Genomic DNA, 22092 nt, shown 5'->3' with positions numbered 1-22092 from the left:
CACCGCCCCACCACCCCACCACCCGAGCGCGCACCACGGACAGCAGCGAGGGCGGCACCGGTGGGGAACCGGTGCCGCCCTCGGCGGTGGTCATGCGCCCGGCAGGCCCGGGCGGGGCGCCTGCTCGGTTGCGGCTCAGCGCGGGAAGGCCCGACGCGAGCGCCAACTGCTGTGCTCACGCGCCACCGCGTCCTCGACGTCGCCGGCCAGCAGCGACCAGGTCGACTCCGCGTCCGTGTCGTTCGGATCCAGCACCGACAACTTGCCCCACACCAGGTCGAGTTCCTTGGCGGCCAGCTGGTAGGCCGAGACCAGCGGGCGCAGTTGCTTGAGCTGGGTCCAGGCGATGATCGCGGCGGCGGCGGCCGAGCAGGCGCCGAACAGGCTCACCGAGATCGCACCGGTGGCCTGCGCCACGGCGGCGGCGCCACCGATGATCATCAGCGCGACCGTCCCCAGCCCCCAGGAGACGGCCTGCGACTCGCAGGCGTCCGCCTTGGCCAGGTACCAGGTGCGCTGGCCCTCCACCCGCAGCCGCAGGTACATGGTGCGCCGCGCGGTCAGCCCGGCGGCGCGCAACTCCCGCATGCCGTCGGTGATCTCCGGCACCGCGTCGGGCGGCAGCACCCCGGTCTCCTCGAAGGTCCGCAGCACCTCGGCGATGTGCGCCCGGTACTCCTCGTCGACCTCGGGCGAGTCGGCCGGGCCGCCGAACGGGCGAGCCCGCACCGTGTACTTCCAGGCCAGCGTCTTCACCGACTCCGCGGCGGCGCGCGAGGCGTACCAGCGGGCTTGCGGGTTGGCCTGCCGCAGCCTGGACCAGAAGTAGCCGGCCGCGAGGAAGGCCGCCACCGAGATCAGCGGGGCGACGCTGCCGTGACCGCCGCTGCCCGGACCGATCACCGCGCTGACCGCCGCCGCGACCACCAGCATCAGGATCAACCCGCGGTACCAGCGCAGGGTCTGCCGCTGCGCCTCGACCGAGGCCTGGTCGGCGGTGCGGAACTGCTCCGGCAGGAAATCCGCCTCGTCGATCCCCGTTGGGTCCCATCGCGCCATCGGCAAGTGCCCCCTCACACCTCACGGGCAGTATGCCCAGCGCCAACTGGGCTACACAGCACGGTTTCCGGTCAGCCCCGGCGTCCGGAAACCGGTGTGACCCGACGTCATCACCGCTCAGAACACAGCGAGTTCGCCCCCTCAGGTCCCCCTGCCAGGGCATCCCGTTCTCTACGCTGCCCCCATGACCGGCGACAGCCCCGACCCGGCGGCAGGCCCGAAGCTGCTCTGGTACGCCGCCTACGGCTCCAACCTGCACCTGGCCCGGCTCACCGCCTACCTGGCCGGGGGCCGCCCGCTCGGCGGCGCCCGCGACTACCCGGGCTGCCGCGACCCGCGTCCGCCACGCGACAGCCGCGCGATCCGGTTGCCGGGCCGGCTGTACTTCGCCCTGGAGTCGACCGTCTGGACCGGCGGCATGGCCTTCTACGACCCCGCCGCCACTACCGCCACCACTGCCGCCCCTGACACCGGCTCCCCCGGCCACGACGGCACGGCGGCGCGCGCCTACCTGATCACCGCCGCCCAGCTGAGCGACCTGGCCGCCCAGGAGATGCGCCGCCCGCCCGGCACCGACCTCGACCTGCGCCAGGCCCTGCGCGAGGGCCGCGCCGTCCTGGGCCCCGGCCGCTACGACACCCTGATCCACCCGGGCGACCTGGAGGGCCGCCCGCTGCTCACCTTCACGGCCCCCTGGCCGCTGGCCGAGGCCCCGCTCAACCCACCGTCCGCCCGCTACCTGCACCACCTCGCGGCCGGCCTGCGCGAGGCGCACGGCTGGCGCACCACCGAGATCGCCGCCTACCTGAGCACCCGCCCCGGCGCCGCCGGCCACTGGAGCCCGCAGCAGCTCACGGACCTGCTGACCTGACGCACCGTCAGCACCTCGTCGCGGAATGGGCCTCGTCCTCTGCTCCAAGGCCACCGGCAAGCCCCTGTGGTCCCCGGTCACCTGGGGCCACTCCGGCGCCTCCGCCGTCATGCAGCCCGACGGCAACCTCGTCGTCCACGGCCCCGACGGCAGGGCGCTCTGGGCCACGGGCACCTACACCTCCGTCCCCGGCGGCCACCTCGTGGTGCAGAACGACGACAACCTCGTGCTCTACGTCACCGACACCGGCGCCGCCTGGTCCAGCGGGACCTACGGCCAGTCCTGACCCCGCGCCGTACGCCGTGAGCCCGGTCCCGCACACCGCGGGGCCGGGCTCACGACGGGTCGGGCGAGCGCTACTTGGCCAGCCCGAGCGCCGGCATCATGTAGTAGAAGGCGAAGACCGCCGCCACCACGTACAGCGCCACCGGCACGCTGCGCCCGCGCCCGGTCGCCAGCCGCAGCACGCAGAAGGTGATGAAGCCCATCCCGATGCCGTTGGTGATGCTGTAGGTGAACGGCATCAGCACCATGGTCAGGAACGCCGGAATGGCGATCGTGTAGTCGCTCCAGTCGATCTCGCGGATCGAGTTGGCCAGGATCAGGAAGCCGACCGTGACCAGCGCCGGGGTCGCCGCCTGCGCCGGCACCATGGTGGCCAGCGGGGTCAGGAAGAGCGCGAGCATGAAGAGCGCGCCGGTGACCAGGCTGGCGAAGCCGGTGCGGGCGCCCTCGCCGACGCCCGCCGTCGACTCGACGAAGCAGGTGTTGGCCGAGGAGGAGGTGGCGCCGCCCAGCGCGGTGGCCACGCCGTCGACCATCAGGATCCGGTTGATGCCCGGCAGGTCGCCGTTCCGGTCGAGCAGGTGGGCCTCGTCGGCGACGCCGAGGATGGTGCCCATCGCGTCGAAGAAGGCGCTCATCAGCACGGTGAAGACGAAGAGGATCCCGGTCAGCACGCTGACGTGGTGGAACCCGCCGAACAGGCTGACCTGGCCGACCAGCGAGAAGTCCGGGGTGGACACCGGGTTGCCCGGCCACTTGGGCACCGTCAGGCCCCAGGCCTCGGCGGGCAGGTTGGCGGCCTTCTGGATCACCACGGCGACCAGGGTCATCACCACGATGGAGATGAGGATCGCGCCCGGCACCTTGCGCACCACCAGCACGAGGGTGAGCAGCACCCCGAGCACGAAGACCAGCACCGGCCAGCCGTGCAGGTGACCGCCGATGCCGAGCTGCAGCGGGACGGTGGTGTGGGCGATGTCGGGCACCCGGCTGACGAAGCCGGAGTCGACCAGGCCGACCAGCGCGATGAAGAGGCCGATGCCGATCGCGATCGCCTTGCGCAGGCCGAGCGGCACGGCGGTCATCACCCGTTCGCGCAAGCCGGTGGCGACCAGCAGCATGATGCAGATGCCGGCCAGCACGACCATGCCCATGGCGTCCGGCCAGGTCATCTTGGGCGCGAGCTGGAGCGCGACGATGGTGTTCACGCCCAGGCCCGCGGCCAGGCCGATCGGCACGTTGCCGATCACCGCCATCAGCAGGGTGGTGAGCCCCGCGGTGAGCGCGGTCGCCGTGACCAGCTGAGGGAAGCTCAGCGCGTGCTTGTTCACGTCCACGGCGTTGGACAGGATGATCGGGTTCAGCACCAGGATGTAGGCCATGGTGAAGAAGGTGGCGACGCCGCCACGGATCTCCCTGGGCAGGCTGGAGCCGCGCTCGGAGATCCGGAAGTAGCGGTCGAGGGCCGCGGAAGGCATGCGATATGTCCTCTGGTGGGGGCAAAGGAGGGCCTTCAGTATGTGTTCATGGTCGTGCACGCGCCATCTTCGCGCGTAGATTCGGCGCCCCTCCCGAGCGCGCATCAGTCCAGGTGGCGCACATCCGAAGCCGTAGGCTGAACCCCATGCCGAAGACCCCGCTGCACCCCTCACCGCCTCCCATGGAAGCCAACGACGTCGCGATCGTCGGCGGCGGGACGGCGCTCTGGTTCCTGGGCTTCGTGGTGCTGCTCCCGTTCCACAGCACGCTGCGGGAGCACGGGCACGGCAACTGGCCCTGGGTCTGCCTGGCCGGCGGCCTGCTCGGGCTGATCGGCGTGTGGTACTGCCGGGGCAGGCGGGCGGCGATCCAGCGCTCCCGGGCCGCGGACGCCGCGGCGTCCGCCACCGGGACCCCGACGGACGGTGTCCGCCGCGAGGAGGACTGAGCCCCCCGCCGAGTGGTCCACCCGGTCGGCCCGACCGGTCCCATAGAGGGACGCACCGGACATTTCCCGCCCGTAGAGTCGGTGCCATGACGCACCCCGCCGACCGGAGCACGCCAGCCGACGACCCCGCCGACGCCCCGGCCGCGGCCGGCCCGGGCACCCTCGTCCGTCCGGGTGGCCTGAGCGCCGCCGAGGTGGCGCAACGGGTGGCCCAGGGTCAGGTCAACGACGTACCGGTGCGGTCCAGCCGGTCGGTGCCGGAGATCGTCCGGGCCAACGTCTTCACCCGGTTCAACGCGATCATCGGCGTGCTCTTCGCGGTGATCCTGGTGGTCGGCCCGATCCAGGACGGCCTGTTCGGCCTGGTGATCGTGGCCAACACCGCGATCGGCGTGATCCAGGAGGTGCGCGCCAAGCGGACCCTGGACAGCCTGGCGCTGATCGGCGAGGCCCGCCCCGAGGTGCGCCGCGACGGGCAGGTGGCGCAGATCGCGGTCGGCGAGATCGTGCTGGACGACACCGTGCTGCTGGGCATCGGCGACAAGGTGATCGTGGACGGCGAGGTCACCGAGGCGGACGGCCTGGAGATCGACGAGTCGCTGCTCACCGGCGAGCCCGACCCGGTGCACAAGCGCCCGGGCGACGCGGTGATGTCCGGCAGCTTCGTGGTGGCCGGCTCCGGCGCCTTCACCGCCACCAAGGTCGGCCGCGAGGCCTACGCGGCCCAGCTGGCCGAGGAGGCCAGCCGGTTCACCCTGGTCAAGTCCGAGCTGCGCACCGGCATCGACACCATCCTGCGGTTCATCACCTACCTGCTGGTCCCCACCGCGATCGGCCTGGTGATCAGTCAGTGGTCGGTCGAGCACAACGACTGGCGCGAGGCGGTGCGCCGCACGGTGGCCGGCATCGTGCCGATGGTGCCCGAGGGCCTGGTGCTGCTGACCTCGGTGGCCTTCGCGATCGGGGTGGTCCGGCTGGGCCGCAAGCAGTGCCTGGTGCAGGAGCTGCCGGCGATCGAGGGGCTGGCCCGGGTGGACACCGTCTGCCTGGACAAGACCGGCACCCTCACCGAGGGTGGCATGGACGTGCAGGAGCTGCGCGCGCTGGACGGCGACGCGCAGCCCGGCCGGCTCCAGCAGGTGCTGGGCACCCTGGCCGGTGCCGACGCCCGGCCCAACCCGAGCATGCGGGCGATCCTGGACGCCTACGGCACCGCCGCCCCCGAGGACGATCGCACCGGCGACGGTGACAGCACCGCCGACGGCGGCGGCTGGCGGGTGCTGGAGGCGGTGCCCTTCTCCTCCGCCCGCAAGTGGAGCGGCGCCCAGCTGCGCGAGCCGGACGGCGCCGAGGCCGGCTGGCTGCTCGGCGCCCCCGACGTGCTGCTGCCCACCGGCCACCCCGCGCTGACCGCGGTGGACGAACTCGGCGCGCAGGGCCTGCGGGTGCTGCTGCTGGGCCGCACCACCGTCCCGCTGGACGCCCCCGACCCGGCCAAGGGCCTTGCGCCGCTGGCCCTGCTGGTGCTCCGGCAGCGGCTGCGCCCGGACGCCGCCGCGACGCTGCGCTACTTCGAGGAGCAGCGGGTCCAGGCGAAGGTGATCTCCGGCGACAGCGCGGTCTCGGTCGGCGCGGTGGCGGCGAGCCTGGAGCTGCCGGGCGCCGACCACCCGCTGGACGCCCGCACGCTGCCCACCGAGCCCGAGGCGCTGGCCGACACCGCCGAGCGCACCACCGTCTTCGGCCGGGTGACGCCGCAGCAGAAGCGCGAGCTGGTCGGCGCGCTGCAGTCGCGCGGGCACCACGTGGCGATGACCGGCGACGGCGTCAACGACGTGCTGGCGCTCAAGGACGCCGACATCGGGGTGGCGATGGGCTCGGGCAGCGAGGCGACCCGGGCGGTGGCCCAGATCGTGCTGCTGAACGACAGCTTCGCCACGCTGCCCTCGGTGGTCGCCGAGGGCCGCAGGGTGATCGGCAACATCGAGCGCGTCGCCAGCCTGTTCCTGGTGAAGACGGTCTACTCCGTCCTGCTGGCGCTGCTGGTGGTCTTCACCCAGGTGCCGTACCCGTTCCTGCCCCGGCACTCCACCGTGCTGAGCGCACTGACCATCGGCATCCCGGCCTTCTTCCTGGCGCTTGCGCCGAACAACGAACGGGCCAGGCCCGGGTTCGTGCGCCGGGTGCTGCGGCTGGCGATCCCCGGCGGGGTGATCGCGGGCACCGCCACCTTCGTCGCCTACGTGCTGGCCCGCGGCGACCACGCCACCGACCTGAAGGCCGACACCAGTGTGGCCACCCTGACGCTCTTCATCGTGGCGATCTGGGTGCTGGCGATCGTGGCCCGCCCGTACACCTGGTGGCGGCTGCTGCTGATCGCCACCATGTGCGGGGCATTCGCCCTGGTGCTGGTGGTCCCCTGGCTCTCCGACTTCTTCCAGCTCAAGCTGGTCGGCATCCGCGACCCCTGGACGGGGGTGGCCGTCGCCGTGGTCGCCGGCCTGCTGCTCGAGGTGGTCTGGCGGTTCGTCCGGCGCTCGCTGGACGAGGAGTAGGACGAGCAGCGGCCGGGGCCCCAGGGCCTGTCTGACGCGGCACTAGGACGCGAAGAAGGTCTTCGCCCGTTCCAGTGCCCCGAGATCCTCGGCGATCTGGCCCGGCTTGTTGGCGGTGCCGAGCAGCGCGCCGCCCCAGCGCATCCTCAGGTACTCGGCGGACAGCCGCAGGGTGCCGACCAGCGGGTCGGCCGGCGCGTGGTCCTCGGTGGTCAGCACGGTGACGCCCCAGAGCGTCTTGGCGGCCATGCCCGCCTTGAACTGCGCGCCCGGCACCCGCATCCAGCTGGCCCAGTGGTCCAGGTAGAGCTTGGCGTCGGCACTCACGCTGTACCAGTACAGCGGCGAGGCGATCACCAGGTCGGTGGCCCACAGGGTGGCCTCCAGCAGGGTCCTGGCGTGGCCCTCGGGCTGCGGGTAGCGGCCCTCGCCCGCGTGCCGGATGTCGGTGAACGGCGGCAGCGGCAGCTCGCTCAGCCGCAGCCAGCGCTGCTCCACCGCGGCGGGCAGCTGTTCGGCCGCCCGCCGGGTGAGCAGTTCGGTGTTGCCCTCGGAGCGGGTGCTCGCGAGCAGGAAGAGGAACCTGCGCCCGGTGGCGCCCTCGGCTGTGTCGATCACGGCCACAGGGTAGCCACCGGGGCTCGCCGGACTCCAGGGCCTTTCTCAGGACTCGAAGTCGCGGGCCGCCGAGAGCTCGTAGGCCCGGTCCGGCTCGGTGAGCGCGGCCAGCACCTCGAAGCGCCGGTGCCACTGGCCCACCGACCAGGCCAGCCCGGCGGCCAGCCCCTCGGGCGTGGCCGCGTGCAGCAGCCCGGCCACCGGCGGCACCTCGAACTCGCCGCCCACCGTCGGCCAGTAGGTGCCGTCCTCCTCGTCCTCGGCCTCGGTCAGCTCCGGGTCGTAGGGCAGCTCGGGCGAGGGCGCGGCGGTGTCCCAGCGCCAGTCGACCGCGGCCTCCTCGCCGTCCGGGCCGACCACCAGCAGCTCCTCGTGCTCCTCGTAGGCGGCCGGGCAGCCGGGCAGCAGCTCCCGGACGAACGAGGGCACCCGGTGCAGCGTGCCCTCGGAGAGCACCCGGCCGCCGGCCACCTCGCTGGCCAGCGAGACGTGCAGCCGCTCGGCGAGCGCCGGAGCCAGCTCCGGGGCCACCGGGACCAGCGGGTAGGGGTGGAGCAGCTGCACCAGGTCCGGGGCGTCGGCGACCACGGCCTCGGTGGCGTCCACCACCACGGTGTGCGCCGGGCGGCGCCCGGTGGCCTCGTCCAGCGGCGGCAGGGCGCGCACCTCGTCGTGCTCCTCGCCCCAGCCGGGGTCCGGCGAGGATCCGCCCTGCACGCCGGCCAGCGCGGTGTAGATGCCGTGCAGCTGACGGTGCGAGACCTCGCTCGCCGGGTCGGTGAGGTGGTCCAGCAGCTCCTCCGAACCGTGCGGCTCGGCGAGCAGCGCGGCCAGCGTGGTGCGCACCCCGAGCGCGTGCAGGAACTGCTCGTCCAGCGTGGTGCGGGCCTCGTCGTAGAGGCCGCGCAGCAGCCAGTCGCCGCCCGCCGCGCGCAGGCCGGCCGGCTCGCGGCCGTCCAGCACCGGGTGGTCGCGCAGCCACCAGGCGGTGTAGGGCGGCAGGTCGGTGTAGCTGCCGTCGGGCAGCAGGGCGCGCACGGGGGTGATCACCGCGTCCCGGTAGGGCGGCCGGGCGAGCCGGGCCAGCGCCTCGGGCCAGGCGTCCTCGTCCACCAGGTCCAGGTCGCGCACCACCAGCAGCTCCGCGGCCACCGGCGGCACCCCGACCTCGGCGTCGTCGATGTGCAGCTGCTCCAGGACCTCCTCGCACCAGTCGGCCAGCCCGTCCGGCGCCTCGTCCAGCAGGCCGGTCGGGTTGCCGCCGACCGCCCGGTCGGCGGGCGCGGTCGGGTCCAGCCGCTCCAGGTCGTCCGGGTCGAGCACCGCGTCCTCGGCGCGCACCAGCACGAAGTCGCCCAGCACCCCGACGGCGGCCAGCACCTCGGGGCCCCAGCGCTCCAGCAGGTCCTCGTCCACGAAGGGCGCGTCCTCGGGGCGGGCCAGCCGGGCGAGCGGGCCGTCGGGCAGGATCAGCTCGCCGGCCCGGGCCAGCTCGCCCTCGTCGTCCGGCAGCGCGAGGCGGGCCAGCCACGGGTGGTCCCCGGCCTTCGCCCCCGCGGCCCGCACCAGCCCGAGCACCGCGTCCGCCAGCTCGGCGGCGGCCTCGAAGTCGTCCTCGCCCAGGTCGAGCGAGCGGGCCACGGCGGCCCGCAGCTCGGGGGTCGCCAGCACCCCGGCCGGGGTGGCGACGGTGGCGCCGAGCTTGGCCAGCAGCGGGTGCGCGGCATCGGGGTGGGCCAGCCGCAGGTCCAGCAGGTCGAGCGCCTGGGCCAGCGCCTGCGGGTAGCCGGGGAAGCCCGCCCAGTCGGCGTCGTCGGAGGGCAACAGCACCCGGCGCGGCCCGGTGACGGTGCGTCCGGTGGCCAGCGGCACCGGCAGCGCGCCGAGCGCCTCCGGGTCGGCGCCGGCCAGCGCCCCGTACAGGCTGCGCCACCAGGCCGGCTCCCGGTCCAGGCCGCCGAGCTGGTCGACCACCTCGGCCAGCGGGATCCGGCGCACCTGCAGGGCGCGCAGCTCCGCGCGCCGCTCCAGGCCGGCCGGCAGCAGCCCCGGGAAGATCGGCGCCAGCGCCTCGACCACCGAGGAGTCCGCGCCCTCCAGCAGCGTGGCGTCGCGCGGGCGCAGCGCCGGGGTGCCCTCCTCCACGGCGGTGGGGTGCGGCAGGAAGGCGGTGCCGGGCAGCCGGGAGAGCACCGCGGCGCGCAGCGCGTTGTCCAGCGCGCCCTGGCCCAGCGGCCCGGGCACCAGGACCAGCGAGCCGAGGTCGGCGCCGCGGGCCCGCAGCAGGTCGGTGTAGGCCTCGGCGGCGCGCTCGGTCAGGAAGTCGGCGAGCGGCCCGGGTGCGACGTGGCGGCGGGTGGAGTCCAGCGGGTAGGAGGCGATCAGCAGCGCGGGCAGGCCCAGCGGCTCCTCGCTCGGGGTGGGCGCGTGCAGCACCGGGGCGACCGGCAGCGGCTGCGGGGTACCGGCGGCGGAGACCGGGACGGCCCAGGTCACCGTCCAGTACGGCCGGGTGCGCTCCTCCACCGGACGGTCCGCCAGCAGCTCGGCGGCCAGCGCGCCGGTGCTGGTGACGGTCTGCCAGATGGAGACCGCGGTGCCGCTCCCGCTCTGCTCCGTGAGGGTGACCTGGCCCAGGCCGCCCTCCTCGGCGTGCTCGGCCCGCTCGACGGCCGAGCGGGTCAGCGTGCGCACCCGCCCGTCCGGCATCTCGATCACGATCTCGCCCAGGCCCGGCAGGGTGAGCAGCAGCGCGTCGTCCACCCCGTCGAGCAGACGGCGGGTCAGGTCCTCGGCGGCACCGTCGCGCAGCGGCAGCAGCACCACCGTGTCGTAGCCGGCCGGCGGCTCGCCCTCGGCGGCCAGCGGCAGCCGCAGCAGCGGCACGTGGCCGTCGCGGCGGCGCAACTCCTCCGCCAGTGCGGGCGCCTCCCCCGCCGCACGATCGGTCAGCGCGCGGGCCTCGGCCAGCGACCAGCGCACCGCGCCGCTGTGCCCGAGGATGGCCGGCTCGTCGCTGACCGCCAGCACGGCCGCGAAGCCGACCCCGAACCGGCCCACCGTGGGGGTCGTGTCGGCGCGCTTGGAGGAGGCCCGCAGGGTGGAGAGCGACTCGACGGCGGCGGCGTCCAGCGGGGCGCCGGTGTTGGCCACCGCGAGCACGCCGTCGCGCAGGGTCAGCCGCAGCCGGCCCGGGCCGCGTCCGGCGCGCGCGGCGGCGTCGGCCGCGTTCTGCGCCAACTCGACCACCAGCCGGTCCCGGTAGCCGCCGAGCGCCAACTCCTCCTCGGCGTTGGCGTCCTCCCGGAACCGGGCCGCGGCGGCCGTCCAGCCGTCCAGCACCCGGCGGCGCACCTCGGCCGTGCCGAAGTGGTCGGCCGCCTGTCCGTCGCCGCCACTGCCGATGATGCGAGGCTCCACAGGACCCGCCCGCCTTCCCCAACCGTCACACGAGATCCGTTGGGGGCATTCTCCCCCGTGTCGGGGCGCCCGCCGACCACGGCCACCGGGGACGGGCCCGGACCCGGCGGAGCCCCGGGCGGCGAACGCTCCGGGGCTCCGGTACGACGGTGCGGGTCAGCTGGTCAGGAGTGGCCCAGCTCCTCGGCCGGGGCGTCCGGCTCCACCGAGCCGCCGGCCCGGTCGGGGTGCAGGTGCAGCGGCTCGACCACGGTCTCGTCCAGGATCAGCTCGGCGGGCACCGGCGGGGCCGGCAGCACGGCCGCCTCGGAGTGGCCGCCGCAGCCGTAGGCGAGCGAGACGATCTGGCCGTCGGCCGGTCCGTACTCGTTGCCGCAGATGCCGAAGGCCTGGCCGAGCGAGCCGCCGATCGCGATCAGGAAGCCGCAGCTGGTGCAGGAGGCCGGGGCGGACTGCGCCATCGGGCTCTGCGGGCCGTGCGTCTTCTCCCAGCGGTCGGCGGCCAGGTGCAGGCCGAGCCGGGAGAGCACCCGCGGGCGGGCCATCCCCAGCTCGTCGGCGACCGCGCCGATCTGCGCGCGGGCCGGCGCGGGCTGCACGTGCGGGTCGGACAGCTCCAGGTCCTCCTCGCCGTCGAAGACGGCGGAGTTGGGCGCCGGCTCGTCCTCGCCGGACCAGCCGGGGGTCAGCCGCTCGTCGTCGGCGCCGGTGGGCAGCAGGTCGCCCGGGCCCAGGTCGCCGGGGCGCAGCCGCTCGCTCCACGGCACCCACTGGGGGGCGAGCACCGCGTCGGCGCCGGGCAGCAGCACGACCTCGTCCAGGGTCACCAGCTTGGCGCGCGGCGCACGGGCCACGGTGACGGCCCACTGCCAGCCACGGTAGGCGGCGTCCAGGCACTCGAAGGTGTGGGTGACCACCCGTTCGCCTTCGGCCCGGGCCGCCAGATGCGCGCCGACAGCCTCGGCGCCGACCGCCTCGATCGCTGCCTGCCTGGCGAGTTCGACGGCCTCGGCACAGAGCCGGTCTGGGGTACGGCTTCGCATCGCAGCACTCACGGCGTCGGTTCTCTCCAGTCTTCTTACCTGCAGCCTAATCGCCCGGTGTCTCGCCCGGGCCGTTCGGGACGTCTCGGCCACCGGGGGCGCGCGCCCGTGGCCACCGCGTCGTCGACCGAACCGCGGTACCGCTCGCTCGAGGTACCGGCCCCTATTCTGCGTGACCGCGAGCCTCACGGGGACCGGCCGCGCCGCCGTCGGGCCAGGCCGACCGGCGCACCGCGCGCTCCACCCTAGGGCTCGTAGTGCAGGCTACCCGCCGCGCAGGTCCACGCGACAGCCCGATGAGCGGCCGTCGAGAGTAGCAGCTGTGCCCGACCGCGCCGAGCGGGCCGTAATCCCTCGTCCCGGGCGGGTTTGTCAGGCAGGATTGCCTGTGTGGCGGACGAAACTCCGTCGCAGCACGCCAGGCCGGTCGCCGTGCCGCGACAGCAGCTCTCGATCCCCGGGGTGGACGATGCGGATCCGCACCCGGCGGACGGATCCCCGCTGCCCGGGTCGCCCGCGACCGGGACGAGTCCGCCGGTCGACCTGACCAAGTCCGCGCGCCCCGAGATCAGGGCTCCGCAGCCCGATCCCGGCCCCGGACCGGATCTCGAACCAGATCTCGAACCGGACCCGGCCCCGGAGGCCGACCTCGATCCGGTCCCGGAGCCCGAGCCGCCGGCCCGGCGCAACCTGCTGCTCCGCGGTGCCTCGGCGGCCGGTCTGGGCACCGGGCGGGTGGTGCACGGCACCGGACGGCGGATCCGCAAGGCCACCTCGGCCGACGGCGCCGGCGAGTCCGGGCTGGCCAAGCTGATCGAGCTGCACGCGCTCAACTCCTTCGGCGACATGCTGATCACCATCGCGCTCGCCTCCACCATCTTCTTCTCGGTGCCCACCAGCGAGGCCCGTGGCCGGGTGGCGCTCTACCTGCTGGTCACCATGGCCCCGTTCGCGCTGCTCGCCCCGGTGATCGGCCCGCTGCTGGACCGGCTGCCGCACGGCCGCCGGGCCGCGATGGCGATGGCGATGCTGACCCGGGCGGTGCTCGCCTGGACCATGGCGGGCTCGATCGCCGACGGCAACCTGACGCTCTATCCGGAGGCACTGGGCTGCCTGGTGGCCTCCAAGGCGTACGGCGTGGTGCGCAGCGTGGTGGTGCCCCGGCTCAAGCCCGCCCGGGTGACGCTGGTGAAGGCCAACTCCCGGGTGACCCTGGCCGGCCTGCTGGCCACCGGCCTGGCCGCCGCGGTGGGCGGGCTGCTGCACCTGGCCGGGCCCTCGTGGCCGCTGCGCGGCGCCTTCCTGGTCTTCGTGATCGGCACGCTGATGGCCTTTCACCTGCCGCACCAGGTGGACTCCGCCAAGGGCGAGCAGCGCGCGGTGCTGCACGCCAGCCCGCACGCCGACCCGCAGGACGCGACCGCGCAGGACGGCCGGGCCGATGCGGCGCCCCGGCCCAAGGGCACCCTGCGCACGGTGGGCCCCGCGGTGATCCTGGGCCTGCGGGCGGTGGCGGCGCTGCGCGGGCTGAGCGGCTTCCTCACCCTCTTCCTGGCCTTCCTGGTGCGGGTGGCCCCGGTCGGCGGCGTATCGCCGACGGTGGGCCTGGGTCTGCTGGCGGTGGCGGCGGGCGGCGGCAACGCGCTCGGCTCGGTCTTCGGCTCCTGGCTGCGCAGCCGCGGCTCGGAGGCCCTGATCACCGCGATGCTGCTGCTGGCCACCGCAGCCGCGGCAGCCGCCGCGATCTGGTACAACCTGGTCACCGTGCTGGCGGTGGCCGCGGTCGCCGGGATCGCCGCCTCGCTGGCCAAGCTCGCGCTGGACTCGCTGATCCAGCGCGACGTCCCCGAGGCGGTGCGCACCTCCACCTTCGCGCGCTCGGAGACCCTGATGCAGCTGTGCTGGGTGGCCGGCGGCGCGCTCGGCATCCTGCTGCCGCTGAACGGCACGCTGGGTCTGTCGGTCGCCGCCGCGATCCTGGGCGTGGCCCTGCTCTGGACGGTGCTGGCGCTGGTCCGGCTGGGCGTTCGCGGCGGCGCACCGCACCCCCGCGTCGCGTGACCGGCAGAGTTGGATAGCCTTCGTCCATGAGCCTCAGCACCCGTGTCATCGCCGCCCTCGGCGCCGTGGTCGTGATCGGCGCCGGCACGCTCGGTGGGTCCATCGCCTACGCCTCCGGCCAGCCCAAGCCGATCGCGACCAAGGCCACCGTCACGATCGGCCGTTCCTCGCAGGAGTTCACGCCGGACCCGGTCTGCTACAACGGCGGCAAGCCGCTGGACGCCGCCGCCAACCAGGCCTGCGCCGCGTTCTCCAACCAGCCCGCCCAGTTCCGCAAGCTGTCGATCAAGACCAGCGACCAGATCGGCGTCGGCCTGGACCCGGACAGCGCGAAGAACGGCTGGCGCGCCTACACCAACGGTGGCGGCGGCCAGGGCACGGCCACCATCGCGAACTACCAGAAGACCAGCACCTTCTCCGGCCTGGTCCCGGCCGTGAACGTGCTGACCCAGGTCCGCGACACCACGCTGACGATCATCGAGTTCGACCCGAAGACCGCCGACTCCGCGAAGCCGGGCATCATCGCGGTCTGGTTCCTCGACCTGCAGAACGACGCCGCCCCGGTGGGCCAGCAGCAGTCGCAGGACGCCAGCCAGGGTCAGGACCCCTCGCAGGGCCAGTGACCCTGCCCCAGCGCGCCGACGAGCAGCCGAGCCCTCCTGGGGGTGCTCGGCTGCTCGTCGTGGTCGCGGTGGCCGCCGAGGCCGAGGCGGTGCTGCGCGGCGCGGGCGCCGACCGGGTCACCGTGGTGACCGCGGGAGTCGGCCCGGCCGCCGCCGCCGGTGCCACCGCCCTGGCGCTGGCCACCGGGCGCCACCCGCTGGTGGTCTCGGCCGGCATCGCCGGCGGCTTCGCCCCGCACGCGCCGATCGGCTCGGTGGTCGCGGCCGACGCGATCGTCGCCGCCGACCTGGGCGCGCAGACCCCCGACGGCTTCCAGGACGTGGCCGAGCTGGGCTTCGGCACGGTGCGGCACACCCCGTCGCCGGCCGCGCTCGCGCTGCTGGCCGGGGCGACCGGGGCGGTGGTCGGGCCGGTGCTGACCGTCTCGACCGTGACCGGCAGCGCCGAACGCGCCGCGGAGCTGACCGGCCGCCACCCGGGCGCCGTCGCCGAGGCGATGGAGGGCTTCGGGGTGGCCGAGGCCGCCGTCCGGTGCGGTGTGCCGGTGCTGGAGCTGCGTACCGTCTCCAACGCCGTGGGCCCGCGCGACCGCGCCGCCTGGCGGATCGGCGAGGCGCTGGGCGCGCTGGAGCGCGCCTTCGCCGCGCTGCCCTACGACCGACTTACCGCACTGCACCCGCTCGACTGAGGAGACCACCGGTGGCTGAGCCGCTGCGGATCGCGTACTCGCCCTGCCCGAACGACACCTTCGTCTTCCACGCCTGGACGCACGGCCTGCTGCCCGGCCAGGAGGCGCCCGAGGTGCTCTTCGCGGACATCGACGTCACCAACGGGCTCGCCGAGCGCGGCGAACTGGACCTGCTCAAGGTCAGCTACGCCGCGCTGCCCTGGCTGCTGGACCAGTACGCGCTGCTGCCCTGCGGCGGCGCACTGGGCCGCGGCTGCGGCCCGCTGGTGCTCACCCGGCCCGGCGAGGAGGGCGACCTGAGCGGGCGCCGGATCGCGGTGCCCAGCGAGCGCTCCACCGCCTACCTGCTGTTCCGGCTCTGGGCCGCGACCGCGGTGCCCGGCGGGTTCGGCGAGATCGTGGTGCTGCCGTTCCACGAGATCATGCCGGCGGTGCGGGACGGCCGGGTGGACGCCGGGCTGGTGATCCACGAGGCGCGCTTCACCTACCAGGAGTACGGGCTGGCCAAGCTGGCCGACATGGGCGAGGCCTGGGAGGCGGCGACCGGGCTGCCGATCCCGCTGGGCGCGATCATCGCCAAGCGCTCGCTCGGTGCGGCCAGGCTGCGCGAGCTGGCGGCGGCGGTGCGCGGCTCGGTCGAGGCGGCCTGGGCCGATCCGGCCGCCTCGCGCGCATACGTGCTGGCGCACGCGCAGGAGATGGACCCGGCCGTTGCCGACCAGCACATCGGGCTGTACGTCAACGAGTTCACCGCCGGGCTCGGCGACGAGGGCTACGCGGCCGTGCGCGCGCTGCTGACCCGGGCGGCCGAGGAGGGCCTGGTGCCCGCCCTGGCGCCCGAGGCGCTGGCCTTCCCGTAACGCGGCACGGGAAGGCCTGCCGCAGCTCGACGTCTCAGATGTCGAACTGGTCGGCCACCGCGCGCAGCACCACGGCCAGCTTCTGCCCGGCCGGCTTGGCCGGGTAGCGGCCGTGCTGCAGCCCCGGCAGTGCGGCGTCCAGCATGGTGATCAGGTCCTGGACGATCGGTGCCATGTCGTCGGCGCTGCGGCGCTGCGCGGCGGCCACCGACGGCAGCGCGTCCAGCAGGGTGACCCCCATCGCCTGGTCGCCGCGGTGCCCGGCGACCACCCCGAACTCCACCCGCTGCCCCGGCTTGAGTGCGCTCACGCCGGCAGGCAGCGCCTTGCTGTGGACGAAGACGTCCTCACCGTCGTCGCGCGACAGGAAGCCGAAGCCCTTCGTCTCGTTGAACCATTTGACCTGGCCGGTGGGCATCTCGAATGTCCTCAGTGTGGATGGGGTGGGTGTGGCGGCGCCCCGGCGTCGTCGTCGGGGTGCCCGGTGCGGATCAGGGACGGGCCGGTCTCACCTGCGGTGCGTCGTGCGCGGTGCGCCCGGCGGGGGGTCGCGGGTGGCCGCCGACCCGGACGGGCCGGTGAACGGCGTCCGTCGGCGGCAGGCTAACGGCCGGTCAAGGGTTTCACTCGCACACGTCCGGTGGTTGGTATCCGGCTCTGGCGAGTGTGGCCGGCCAGGGCGTGACACGGCCTGCTGACGACGGCTGGGCGGACGTCACGGCTCACACCCCCTTGGCTGGACGATGGGATCGGGCGACCCCGTGCGAAACCTGCATACCCCCGCCACCGGGAGTCCGAAACTCGCTGTCCCCGGCGAACCGCAGGCAGTGACGAGGCCCGGATCGACGCAGGTGGCGAGGGGTCGGCCGGCACGGGCCGGGCCACGGGCGGGCTCGCGGTCCGGTTTGCGGTCCGGGTTCTGCGAGACTGGGGCGATGGCTCCGCGGGAGTGCCGCGGGCGGGCGACAGGTGCAGCAGGAGGCGGCCGTGAGCAGCAAGGCGTCGGGCGAGGGCCTGGTCCGGATCGGAGCGGTGGTCTTCATCGTGGGCGCGCTGGCCACCATCGCGACCTTCGTCCCGCTCTTCTTCCACCTCACCCCGCTGCCGACCCCCGCCTACTTCGCGAGCATGCTGATGCCGCTGGGCTTCCTGCTCGCGCTGGTCGGCCTGTTCCGCTCGGCCCGCGCGCAGCGCCGCCGGGCCGACGCGCAGGCCTGAGCCCGCGCGGCGTCAGCCGCGGCGGTGGTCGGCCAGCCAGGCGGGGAACTCCCGCAGGTCCGCCAGCACCACGTCCGCCCCGGCCTCGGCGAGCTGCCCGGCGTCGTAGGGCCCGGTGGCCACCGCGACCGCCAGCGCCCCGGCGACCCGGGCGCCGATGATGTCGCCGAGGTGGTCGCCGACGTAGATCCCGGCGCCGTGCTCGCGCAGCGCCGCGCCCTTGGTCTCCGCCCACAGGTCGCCGACCAGCGCGTCGTGCTCCAGGTCCGCGTGCTCCAGGTGCAGGCGCGCATTGGGCTCGTACTTGCCCGTGATCACCACCACCCGGCCGCCGGCCGCCCTGACCGCCGCCACCGACTCCCGCGCGCCGGGCAGCGGCACCGTCGGCGCCAGGGCGTGCTCGGGGTAGAGGGCGCGGTAGCGCTCCAGCGCGGCCGGCAGCCGCGCCTCGTCGAACCAGTTGGCCAGCTCGACGGTGAGCGGCGGGCCGAGCCGGGTGACGGCCAGGTCGGCGTCGATGTAGGTGCCGGTCTCGGCGGACAGCGCCAGGTAGGTGGCCCTGATCCCCGGACGGGTGTCGAGCAGGGTCATGTCGAGGTCGAAACCGACGGTGAGCGGGGCAGGCGCTGAGATCGCAGACATGCCTTCACCTTAAGGCGCTCAGCATCCCGTTATATTTCCGGCAAATAGGACATCCTTCCCGGGGGCCTGCAGCGCCCGATCCTGACGCCGTTCCCCGCCCCCACCCGGCCGCCGAGGAGCCCGATGCACCGTCACCCACCGCGCCGAGCCGTGCTGGGCGCGGCCCTGGCGACCGCGCTCGGCAGCTGCCGCCGAGCCCCGGCCGTGCGGCCTCCGCAACCGGTGAACACCGCCACCGCCGCGGCCACCGCCACCGTCACGGCGGCGACCGGGGCGGTGGCGGTCCCGGGCCGGCCGCTGCGGGTGGTGGCCCTGGACACCGCCGAGCTGGACTCGGCGATGACCCTGGGCATCACCCCCGTCGGCGCCTGCCGGGCGGCCTACGACACCGGCCTGCCGGGCTACTGGCCGACCACCCGGCTCGCCGAGGTGGCCGACGCCGGCACCATCGGGACGCCGGACCTGGACCGGATCGGCGCGCTGCGCCCCGAACTGATCCTGGGCAACGCGCTGCGCGACGGCGCGCACTTCGAGGCGCTGCGCGCGATCGCGCCCACCGTGCTCAGCCGGACCACCGGATACCCGTGGAAGGACAACGTCCAGCTCCACTCGAGAGCGCTCGGCCGGCCGGTGGAGGCCGACGCGGTGGCCGCCGCCTACCGCGGCCAGATCGCCGCGACGAGCCGCGCGCTCGGCGGCCCGGGTGCCACCGGCGGGCGCAGGGTCAGCCTGGTCCGGTTCGTCCCGGGCGGGCGGATCCGGCTCTACGGCCGGCAGAGCTTCCTCGGCACGATCCTGGCCGACCTCCAGCTCGGCCGCCCCGATGCGCAGAACGTCGACCAGTTCGACGTCGAGATCACCCCCGACCAGCTCGCCGGGGCCGACGGCGACGTCCTGCTCTACGCCGTCCACGGCGGCCCGGCCGCCGCAGCCGCGGCCGTCCTGACCGGCCCGGCCTGGCACGCCCTGGGCGCGGTCCGCGGCCACCGCGCCTTCCCGGTGGACGACCAGCTCTGGTTCGAGGGGATCGGCTACACCGGAGCCAGCCTGATCCTCGCCGAGCTGCAGACACTGCTCACCTACTAGGCCAGCCTCGTCCCGGGCGCGTACCCGCGTGCTCCCGCCGGCGCCGCCCGACCTCTTGTGACCCGCGCCACAGCGGGACCACCATGGCGGTATGACGAACACTCAGCTCCGAGGTGAGTCACCCGCCGGGCAGGACGAGGCGTCCCATCGCCGCAAGTCCGCGCTGGCCCACGCGTTCTCGCTCGCGGCCGACGAGTACGACGAGGCCAACGGCGGCTTCTTCAATCCGATCGGCGCCCGCCTCGCCCGGCTGGCCGGCCTGCGGCCCGGCGACCGGGTGCTGGACGTCGGCTGCGGCCGGGGCGCGGTGCTCTTCGCCGCGCTCGCCGAAGTCGGGCGGGAGGGCTACGTGGTCGGCGTGGACCTGGCTCCGGGCATGGTCCGCGCCACGGCCGCGCAGGCCGCCGGGCGCGGCCTGCGCAACGTCTGCGTCCGGGTCGACGACGCGGAGGCGCTGGGCTTCCCGGACAGTTCCTTCGAGGCCGCGCTCTCCTCGTTCGCAGTGATCTTCACGCCCGATCCGGCGGCGGCGCTGGACTCGGTGCACCGGGTGCTGGTGCCCGGCGGGCGGTTCGCCTTCACCGCCTTCGGCGCGGACGAGCCCGGCTGGGAGCGGCCCGGCGCGGCGCTCAACGCCTTCCTGCCGCCCGAGGCGGCCCGGGTGCGGCAGAGCAGGGCGGCCAGGTTCAATCCGCTGGGCCGCAGCCCCGAGGAGGCGGCCGAGCTGCTGCACCGGGCCGGTTTCGGCGACGTCCACACGGTCGAACACCCTGCGGCCACCCACTACCCGGACGCCGAGGCCTGGTGGCGCTCGCAGCGGGCGGGCGGGTGGCGCGCCGTGCTGGAGGCGATCCCGGCCGAGCGCCTGGACGAGGCGCGAGCGGCGGCACTGGCCGAGCTCACTCCGCTCATGGCGGCGGACGGCAGCCTGGTGCGGCGCACCGCGATCCGCTACACGACGGCCCTGCGGGCGTAGCGGCGGCCGATCGTCGCGGCGTGCAGCCGGTGCAGCACCGGTATCAGCCCGTACACCACCACCGGCACCACGATCCCACTGAGGATCAGGGTTCGGACGACGAGCGGCAGGTGGGCGGTGTGCGGGCCGAGCAGCCCCAGCACCAGGGTGATGGTCGGGTAGACGGCCACCCAGGTGATCACGGCGCGGTGGTGCACGGACGGAGCGGACATGGCGAGGCCCCCAGGGAACGCAGTAACTCCAACTGACTGGTTGGAATGAGTCTGGCACGCGCCCCGGGCTATGTCCAACCATTTAGTTGGACATCTCGCCCTAGACTGCCGCCATGGCATGGGACACCGAGAGAACCAAGCAGCTGCTGCTGGACGCCGCCGTGCGGGAGTTCGCCGAGCACGGCCCCGAAGGTGCTCGGGTGGACCGGATCGCCAAGCTGGCCGGCGTCAACAAGGAGCGGATCTACCAGTACTTCGGCAACAAGGAGCAGCTCTTCGGGCACGTCATCGACCAGGAGCTGGCCAAGGTGATGGCCGCCGCCTCACCGCTGCCCGAACACTGCGAGGACCTCGGCGAGTTCGCCGGGCTGCTCTTCGACTGGCACGCGGCCAACCCCACCTTCCTGCGCCTGCTGCGCTGGGAGGGGCTGCTGATCGAGCCGCAGCCCACCGCCCGGGACAACGAGCGGGCCGCCTACTACGCCCAGCGAGTCACGGCGATCACGGAGGCGCAGCAGGCCGGGACGATCAGCCGCGAGCTGCCCGCCCAGCACCTGCTGTACGCCGTCTTCGCGCTCTCCGCCTGGTGGTTCACCGCGCCCAAGGTGATCGCCATGGTGATGGCGGGGCTGACGGACGACGACCTGGCCAGCCGGCGCGCGGCCCTGGTCAAGCTGGCCCGCAAGCTCGGGGAGTGACCCGGGGCCGGCTCCCCCGCGTCAGCCCAGCGGGCGCCGGCGCAGCGCCACCGCCAGCAGGAAGACGGCCGACAGCACCCCCGCCAGCCGCAGCACCCCGGGGGCGGCGGTGAGGGTGGCGTGGGTCACCGGAGCACCCTTGGCCAGCGCATCGCCCCAGCGGCCCTCGGAGCGCCCCCAGAACCAGATGCTGGAGGCGGTCATGGTGATCATCGGGATGCCGAAGACCGCGAACTTCTTGGTCAGGTTGCCGAGCCGGGCCGAGAGGTAGGCCAGGCCCCAGCCGGCCAGCAGCACCAGGATCACCCCGCTCACCGCGCCGCCCACCAGCACCGCGGCGGCGAGCAGCAGCAGCGGCGAGGGGCGCCGGCCGGCCAGGACCGAGGCCGCGGGCAGCTCGCCCGCCGCCTCGATCCCCTGCTCCGGCTCCGGTTCCACCGCGGCACCCTTGCCCGGTCTGCCGCGCCGGCCCGCCTTGCCCCCCTTGCCGGGCGGCTGCTCGGGGACGGGCGCCTCCTCGGCCGGCGGCTCGGCGCTCTCCGTGTCGTCCGGCGGGAACTCGATCGTGACGGCGTCCCAGCCGGGGAAGTCGGCAGCAGCCGGCGGGCGGCCCGCGCCGGGACTGGCCGGCGCGATCAGCCAGGCGGCGGGGGCTCCCTCCTCGGGCGCGACGGACGCCTGCCGCGGGATCTCGGCGGCTGGTTCACGGCGGGCCGCGGCGGCCGGGGTGCGCTTGCGGAAGATCGAGTGCGGCGCCCGGCGCGCCGGGATCCCGGGCCCGGCGGACGGGGAAGCCGTGGGGACGGCCGCAGTGGGCGGCGCGGTCGGGCGCGGCGGCACGGCGGACCCACTCAGGTAGACCCCGTCCTCGACGCCCGCCTCCGCCGCCTGCTGACCCGCACCCCGGCCCGCCGTCGACCCGGGCTCCGCGGCCGCGCCGGCGCCCGGCACGGCGCCCAGCACCCGCCAGGGTCCGTCCACCCGCCACCACTCGCCGCCCGACAGACCGCCGGTCAGCCGCTCGCCGACCTCGCCGTCCGCAGGCCGCGCACCGCCCCGCTCGCCAGGCCGCCCGCCCGACTGCCCACCCGCCATCGTCCGCCACCCTGTTCCGTACGCCAGGCCCCGCCGTCCGCTGACGCTACCGACTGCCGCCCGGCCATGCGAGAGCTACCCGCCCTATGCCCCGCGCGTCGCCGCGCCACCCCCGGTGCCGGGACCGCCCGGCGGGCGGCACCGCCCGCCCGGG

At 74.8% G+C, this 22092-nt stretch carries 21 protein-coding genes; 12 read left to right on the top strand and 9 right to left on the bottom strand.

Annotated features, from left to right (window positions below):
* Positions 1–135: 135 nt before the first annotated feature.
* Positions 136–1059 carry a DUF4231 domain-containing protein gene (locus tag OG500_RS21840; protein WP_327068369.1) on the bottom strand — a complete coding sequence of 308 codons (924 nt, stop codon included), beginning with the start codon at positions 1057–1059 and terminating at the stop codon, positions 136–138.
* Between the two features lie 184 nt (positions 1060–1243).
* Between OG500_RS21840 and OG500_RS21835 the strand changes: the two genes are divergently transcribed.
* Positions 1244–1930: a histone deacetylase gene (locus OG500_RS21835; protein WP_329582662.1), complete on the top strand. Its 687-nt coding sequence runs from the start codon at positions 1244–1246 to the stop codon at positions 1928–1930.
* Between the two features lie 25 nt (positions 1931–1955).
* The gene (locus OG500_RS21830) at positions 1956–2216 is read left to right on the top strand and encodes a hypothetical protein (RefSeq protein ID WP_329582659.1); all 261 of its coding nucleotides are present in this window, start codon (positions 1956–1958) and stop codon (positions 2214–2216) included.
* Positions 2217–2286: 70 nt separating this feature from the next.
* Here OG500_RS21830 and OG500_RS21825 read toward each other — a convergent pair whose 3' ends face one another.
* Positions 2287–3693 (bottom strand): NCS2 family permease, encoded by a 1407-nt coding sequence (locus OG500_RS21825; RefSeq protein WP_327068366.1) that lies wholly within the window; start codon positions 3691–3693, stop codon positions 2287–2289.
* Between the two features lie 146 nt (positions 3694–3839).
* On the opposite strand from OG500_RS21825, the gene OG500_RS21820 reads away from it, so the two are divergent.
* A complete protein-coding gene (locus OG500_RS21820; RefSeq protein ID WP_327068365.1) occupies positions 3840–4142 on the top strand; it encodes a DUF2530 domain-containing protein in 303 nt (100 codons plus the stop codon).
* An 86-nt stretch (positions 4143–4228) separates the two neighbouring features.
* Entirely contained in the window at positions 4229–6697 is a 2469-nt protein-coding gene (locus OG500_RS21815; RefSeq protein ID WP_329582656.1) for an HAD-IC family P-type ATPase, read from the top strand.
* A 42-nt stretch (positions 6698–6739) separates the two neighbouring features.
* Here the strand turns inward: OG500_RS21815 and OG500_RS21810 are convergent, their stop codons facing one another.
* From OG500_RS21810 to OG500_RS21800, 3 genes are all read right to left on the bottom strand, one after another.
* The gene (locus OG500_RS21810) at positions 6740–7312 is read right to left on the bottom strand and encodes a flavodoxin family protein (RefSeq protein WP_442907144.1); all 573 of its coding nucleotides are present in this window, start codon (positions 7310–7312) and stop codon (positions 6740–6742) included.
* A gap of 48 nt (positions 7313–7360) precedes the next feature.
* A complete protein-coding gene (locus OG500_RS21805) occupies positions 7361–10735 on the bottom strand; it encodes a sacsin N-terminal ATP-binding-like domain-containing protein (protein WP_327068362.1) in 3375 nt (1124 codons plus the stop codon).
* Positions 10736–10899: 164 nt separating this feature from the next.
* Positions 10900–11778 (bottom strand): DUF3027 domain-containing protein, encoded by an 879-nt coding sequence (locus OG500_RS21800; protein WP_327068361.1) that lies wholly within the window; start codon positions 11776–11778, stop codon positions 10900–10902.
* A 690-nt stretch (positions 11779–12468) separates the two neighbouring features.
* On the opposite strand from OG500_RS21800, the gene OG500_RS21795 reads away from it, so the two are divergent.
* From OG500_RS21795 to OG500_RS21780, 4 genes are read left to right on the top strand one after another with little or no spacing between them, the layout of a single operon-like run.
* On the top strand, positions 12469–13839 hold the full coding sequence (locus tag OG500_RS21795) for an MFS transporter (protein ID WP_442789354.1): 1371 nt from the start codon (positions 12469–12471) through the stop codon (positions 13837–13839).
* A gap of 26 nt (positions 13840–13865) precedes the next feature.
* A complete protein-coding gene (locus OG500_RS21790) occupies positions 13866–14462 on the top strand; it encodes a hypothetical protein (protein ID WP_327068360.1) in 597 nt (198 codons plus the stop codon).
* Positions 14459–15151 (top strand): futalosine hydrolase, encoded by a 693-nt coding sequence (locus tag OG500_RS21785; protein WP_327068359.1) that lies wholly within the window; start codon positions 14459–14461, stop codon positions 15149–15151. Before OG500_RS21790 ends, OG500_RS21785 begins: the two co-directional genes overlap by 4 nt.
* 11 nt (positions 15152–15162) lie before the next feature.
* Positions 15163–16011, top strand: coding sequence for a 1,4-dihydroxy-6-naphthoate synthase (locus OG500_RS21780; RefSeq protein WP_327068358.1), 849 nt, complete (start codon positions 15163–15165; stop codon positions 16009–16011).
* Positions 16012–16045: 34 nt separating this feature from the next.
* On the opposite strand, the gene OG500_RS21775 is transcribed toward OG500_RS21780, so the two are convergent.
* Positions 16046–16429: a cold-shock protein gene (locus OG500_RS21775; RefSeq protein ID WP_327068357.1), complete on the bottom strand. Its 384-nt coding sequence runs from the start codon at positions 16427–16429 to the stop codon at positions 16046–16048.
* A 569-nt stretch (positions 16430–16998) separates the two neighbouring features.
* Here OG500_RS21775 and OG500_RS21770 point away from each other — a divergent pair.
* Positions 16999–17229: a hypothetical protein gene (locus tag OG500_RS21770; RefSeq protein WP_329582648.1), complete on the top strand. Its 231-nt coding sequence runs from the start codon at positions 16999–17001 to the stop codon at positions 17227–17229.
* Between the two features lie 12 nt (positions 17230–17241).
* On the opposite strand, the gene OG500_RS21765 is transcribed toward OG500_RS21770, so the two are convergent.
* Positions 17242–17871 (bottom strand): HAD family hydrolase, encoded by a 630-nt coding sequence (locus OG500_RS21765; RefSeq protein ID WP_327068355.1) that lies wholly within the window; start codon positions 17869–17871, stop codon positions 17242–17244.
* A gap of 123 nt (positions 17872–17994) precedes the next feature.
* On the opposite strand from OG500_RS21765, the gene OG500_RS21760 reads away from it, so the two are divergent.
* Together OG500_RS21760 and OG500_RS21755 are read left to right on the top strand one after the other, a co-directional pair.
* A complete protein-coding gene (locus OG500_RS21760; RefSeq protein ID WP_329582646.1) occupies positions 17995–18957 on the top strand; it encodes an iron-siderophore ABC transporter substrate-binding protein in 963 nt (320 codons plus the stop codon).
* 91 nt (positions 18958–19048) lie between these two features.
* Positions 19049–19933, top strand: a complete 885-nt coding sequence (locus OG500_RS21755) for a class I SAM-dependent methyltransferase (RefSeq protein ID WP_327068353.1) — start codon at positions 19049–19051, stop codon at positions 19931–19933.
* Here OG500_RS21755 and OG500_RS21750 read toward each other — a convergent pair.
* The gene (locus OG500_RS21750) at positions 19909–20145 is read right to left on the bottom strand and encodes a hypothetical protein (protein ID WP_327068352.1); all 237 of its coding nucleotides are present in this window, start codon (positions 20143–20145) and stop codon (positions 19909–19911) included. The two genes, OG500_RS21755 and OG500_RS21750, sit on opposite strands and share 25 nt — an antisense overlap.
* Positions 20146–20258: 113 nt before the next feature.
* On the opposite strand from OG500_RS21750, the gene OG500_RS21745 reads away from it, so the two are divergent.
* Positions 20259–20843 (top strand): TetR family transcriptional regulator, encoded by a 585-nt coding sequence (locus OG500_RS21745; RefSeq protein WP_327068351.1) that lies wholly within the window; start codon positions 20259–20261, stop codon positions 20841–20843.
* 21 nt (positions 20844–20864) lie between these two features.
* Here OG500_RS21745 and OG500_RS21740 read toward each other — a convergent pair whose 3' ends face one another.
* A complete protein-coding gene (locus OG500_RS21740; RefSeq protein WP_329582643.1) occupies positions 20865–21938 on the bottom strand; it encodes a hypothetical protein in 1074 nt (357 codons plus the stop codon).
* Positions 21939–22092: the final 154 nt, after the last annotated feature.

The organism is Kitasatospora sp. NBC_01250 (assembly GCF_036226465.1).
Classification (GTDB): domain Bacteria; phylum Actinomycetota; class Actinomycetes; order Streptomycetales; family Streptomycetaceae; genus Kitasatospora.
The sequence above is the reverse complement of the archived record's forward strand: the minus strand, read 5'-3'. Positions and strand labels throughout refer to the sequence as shown.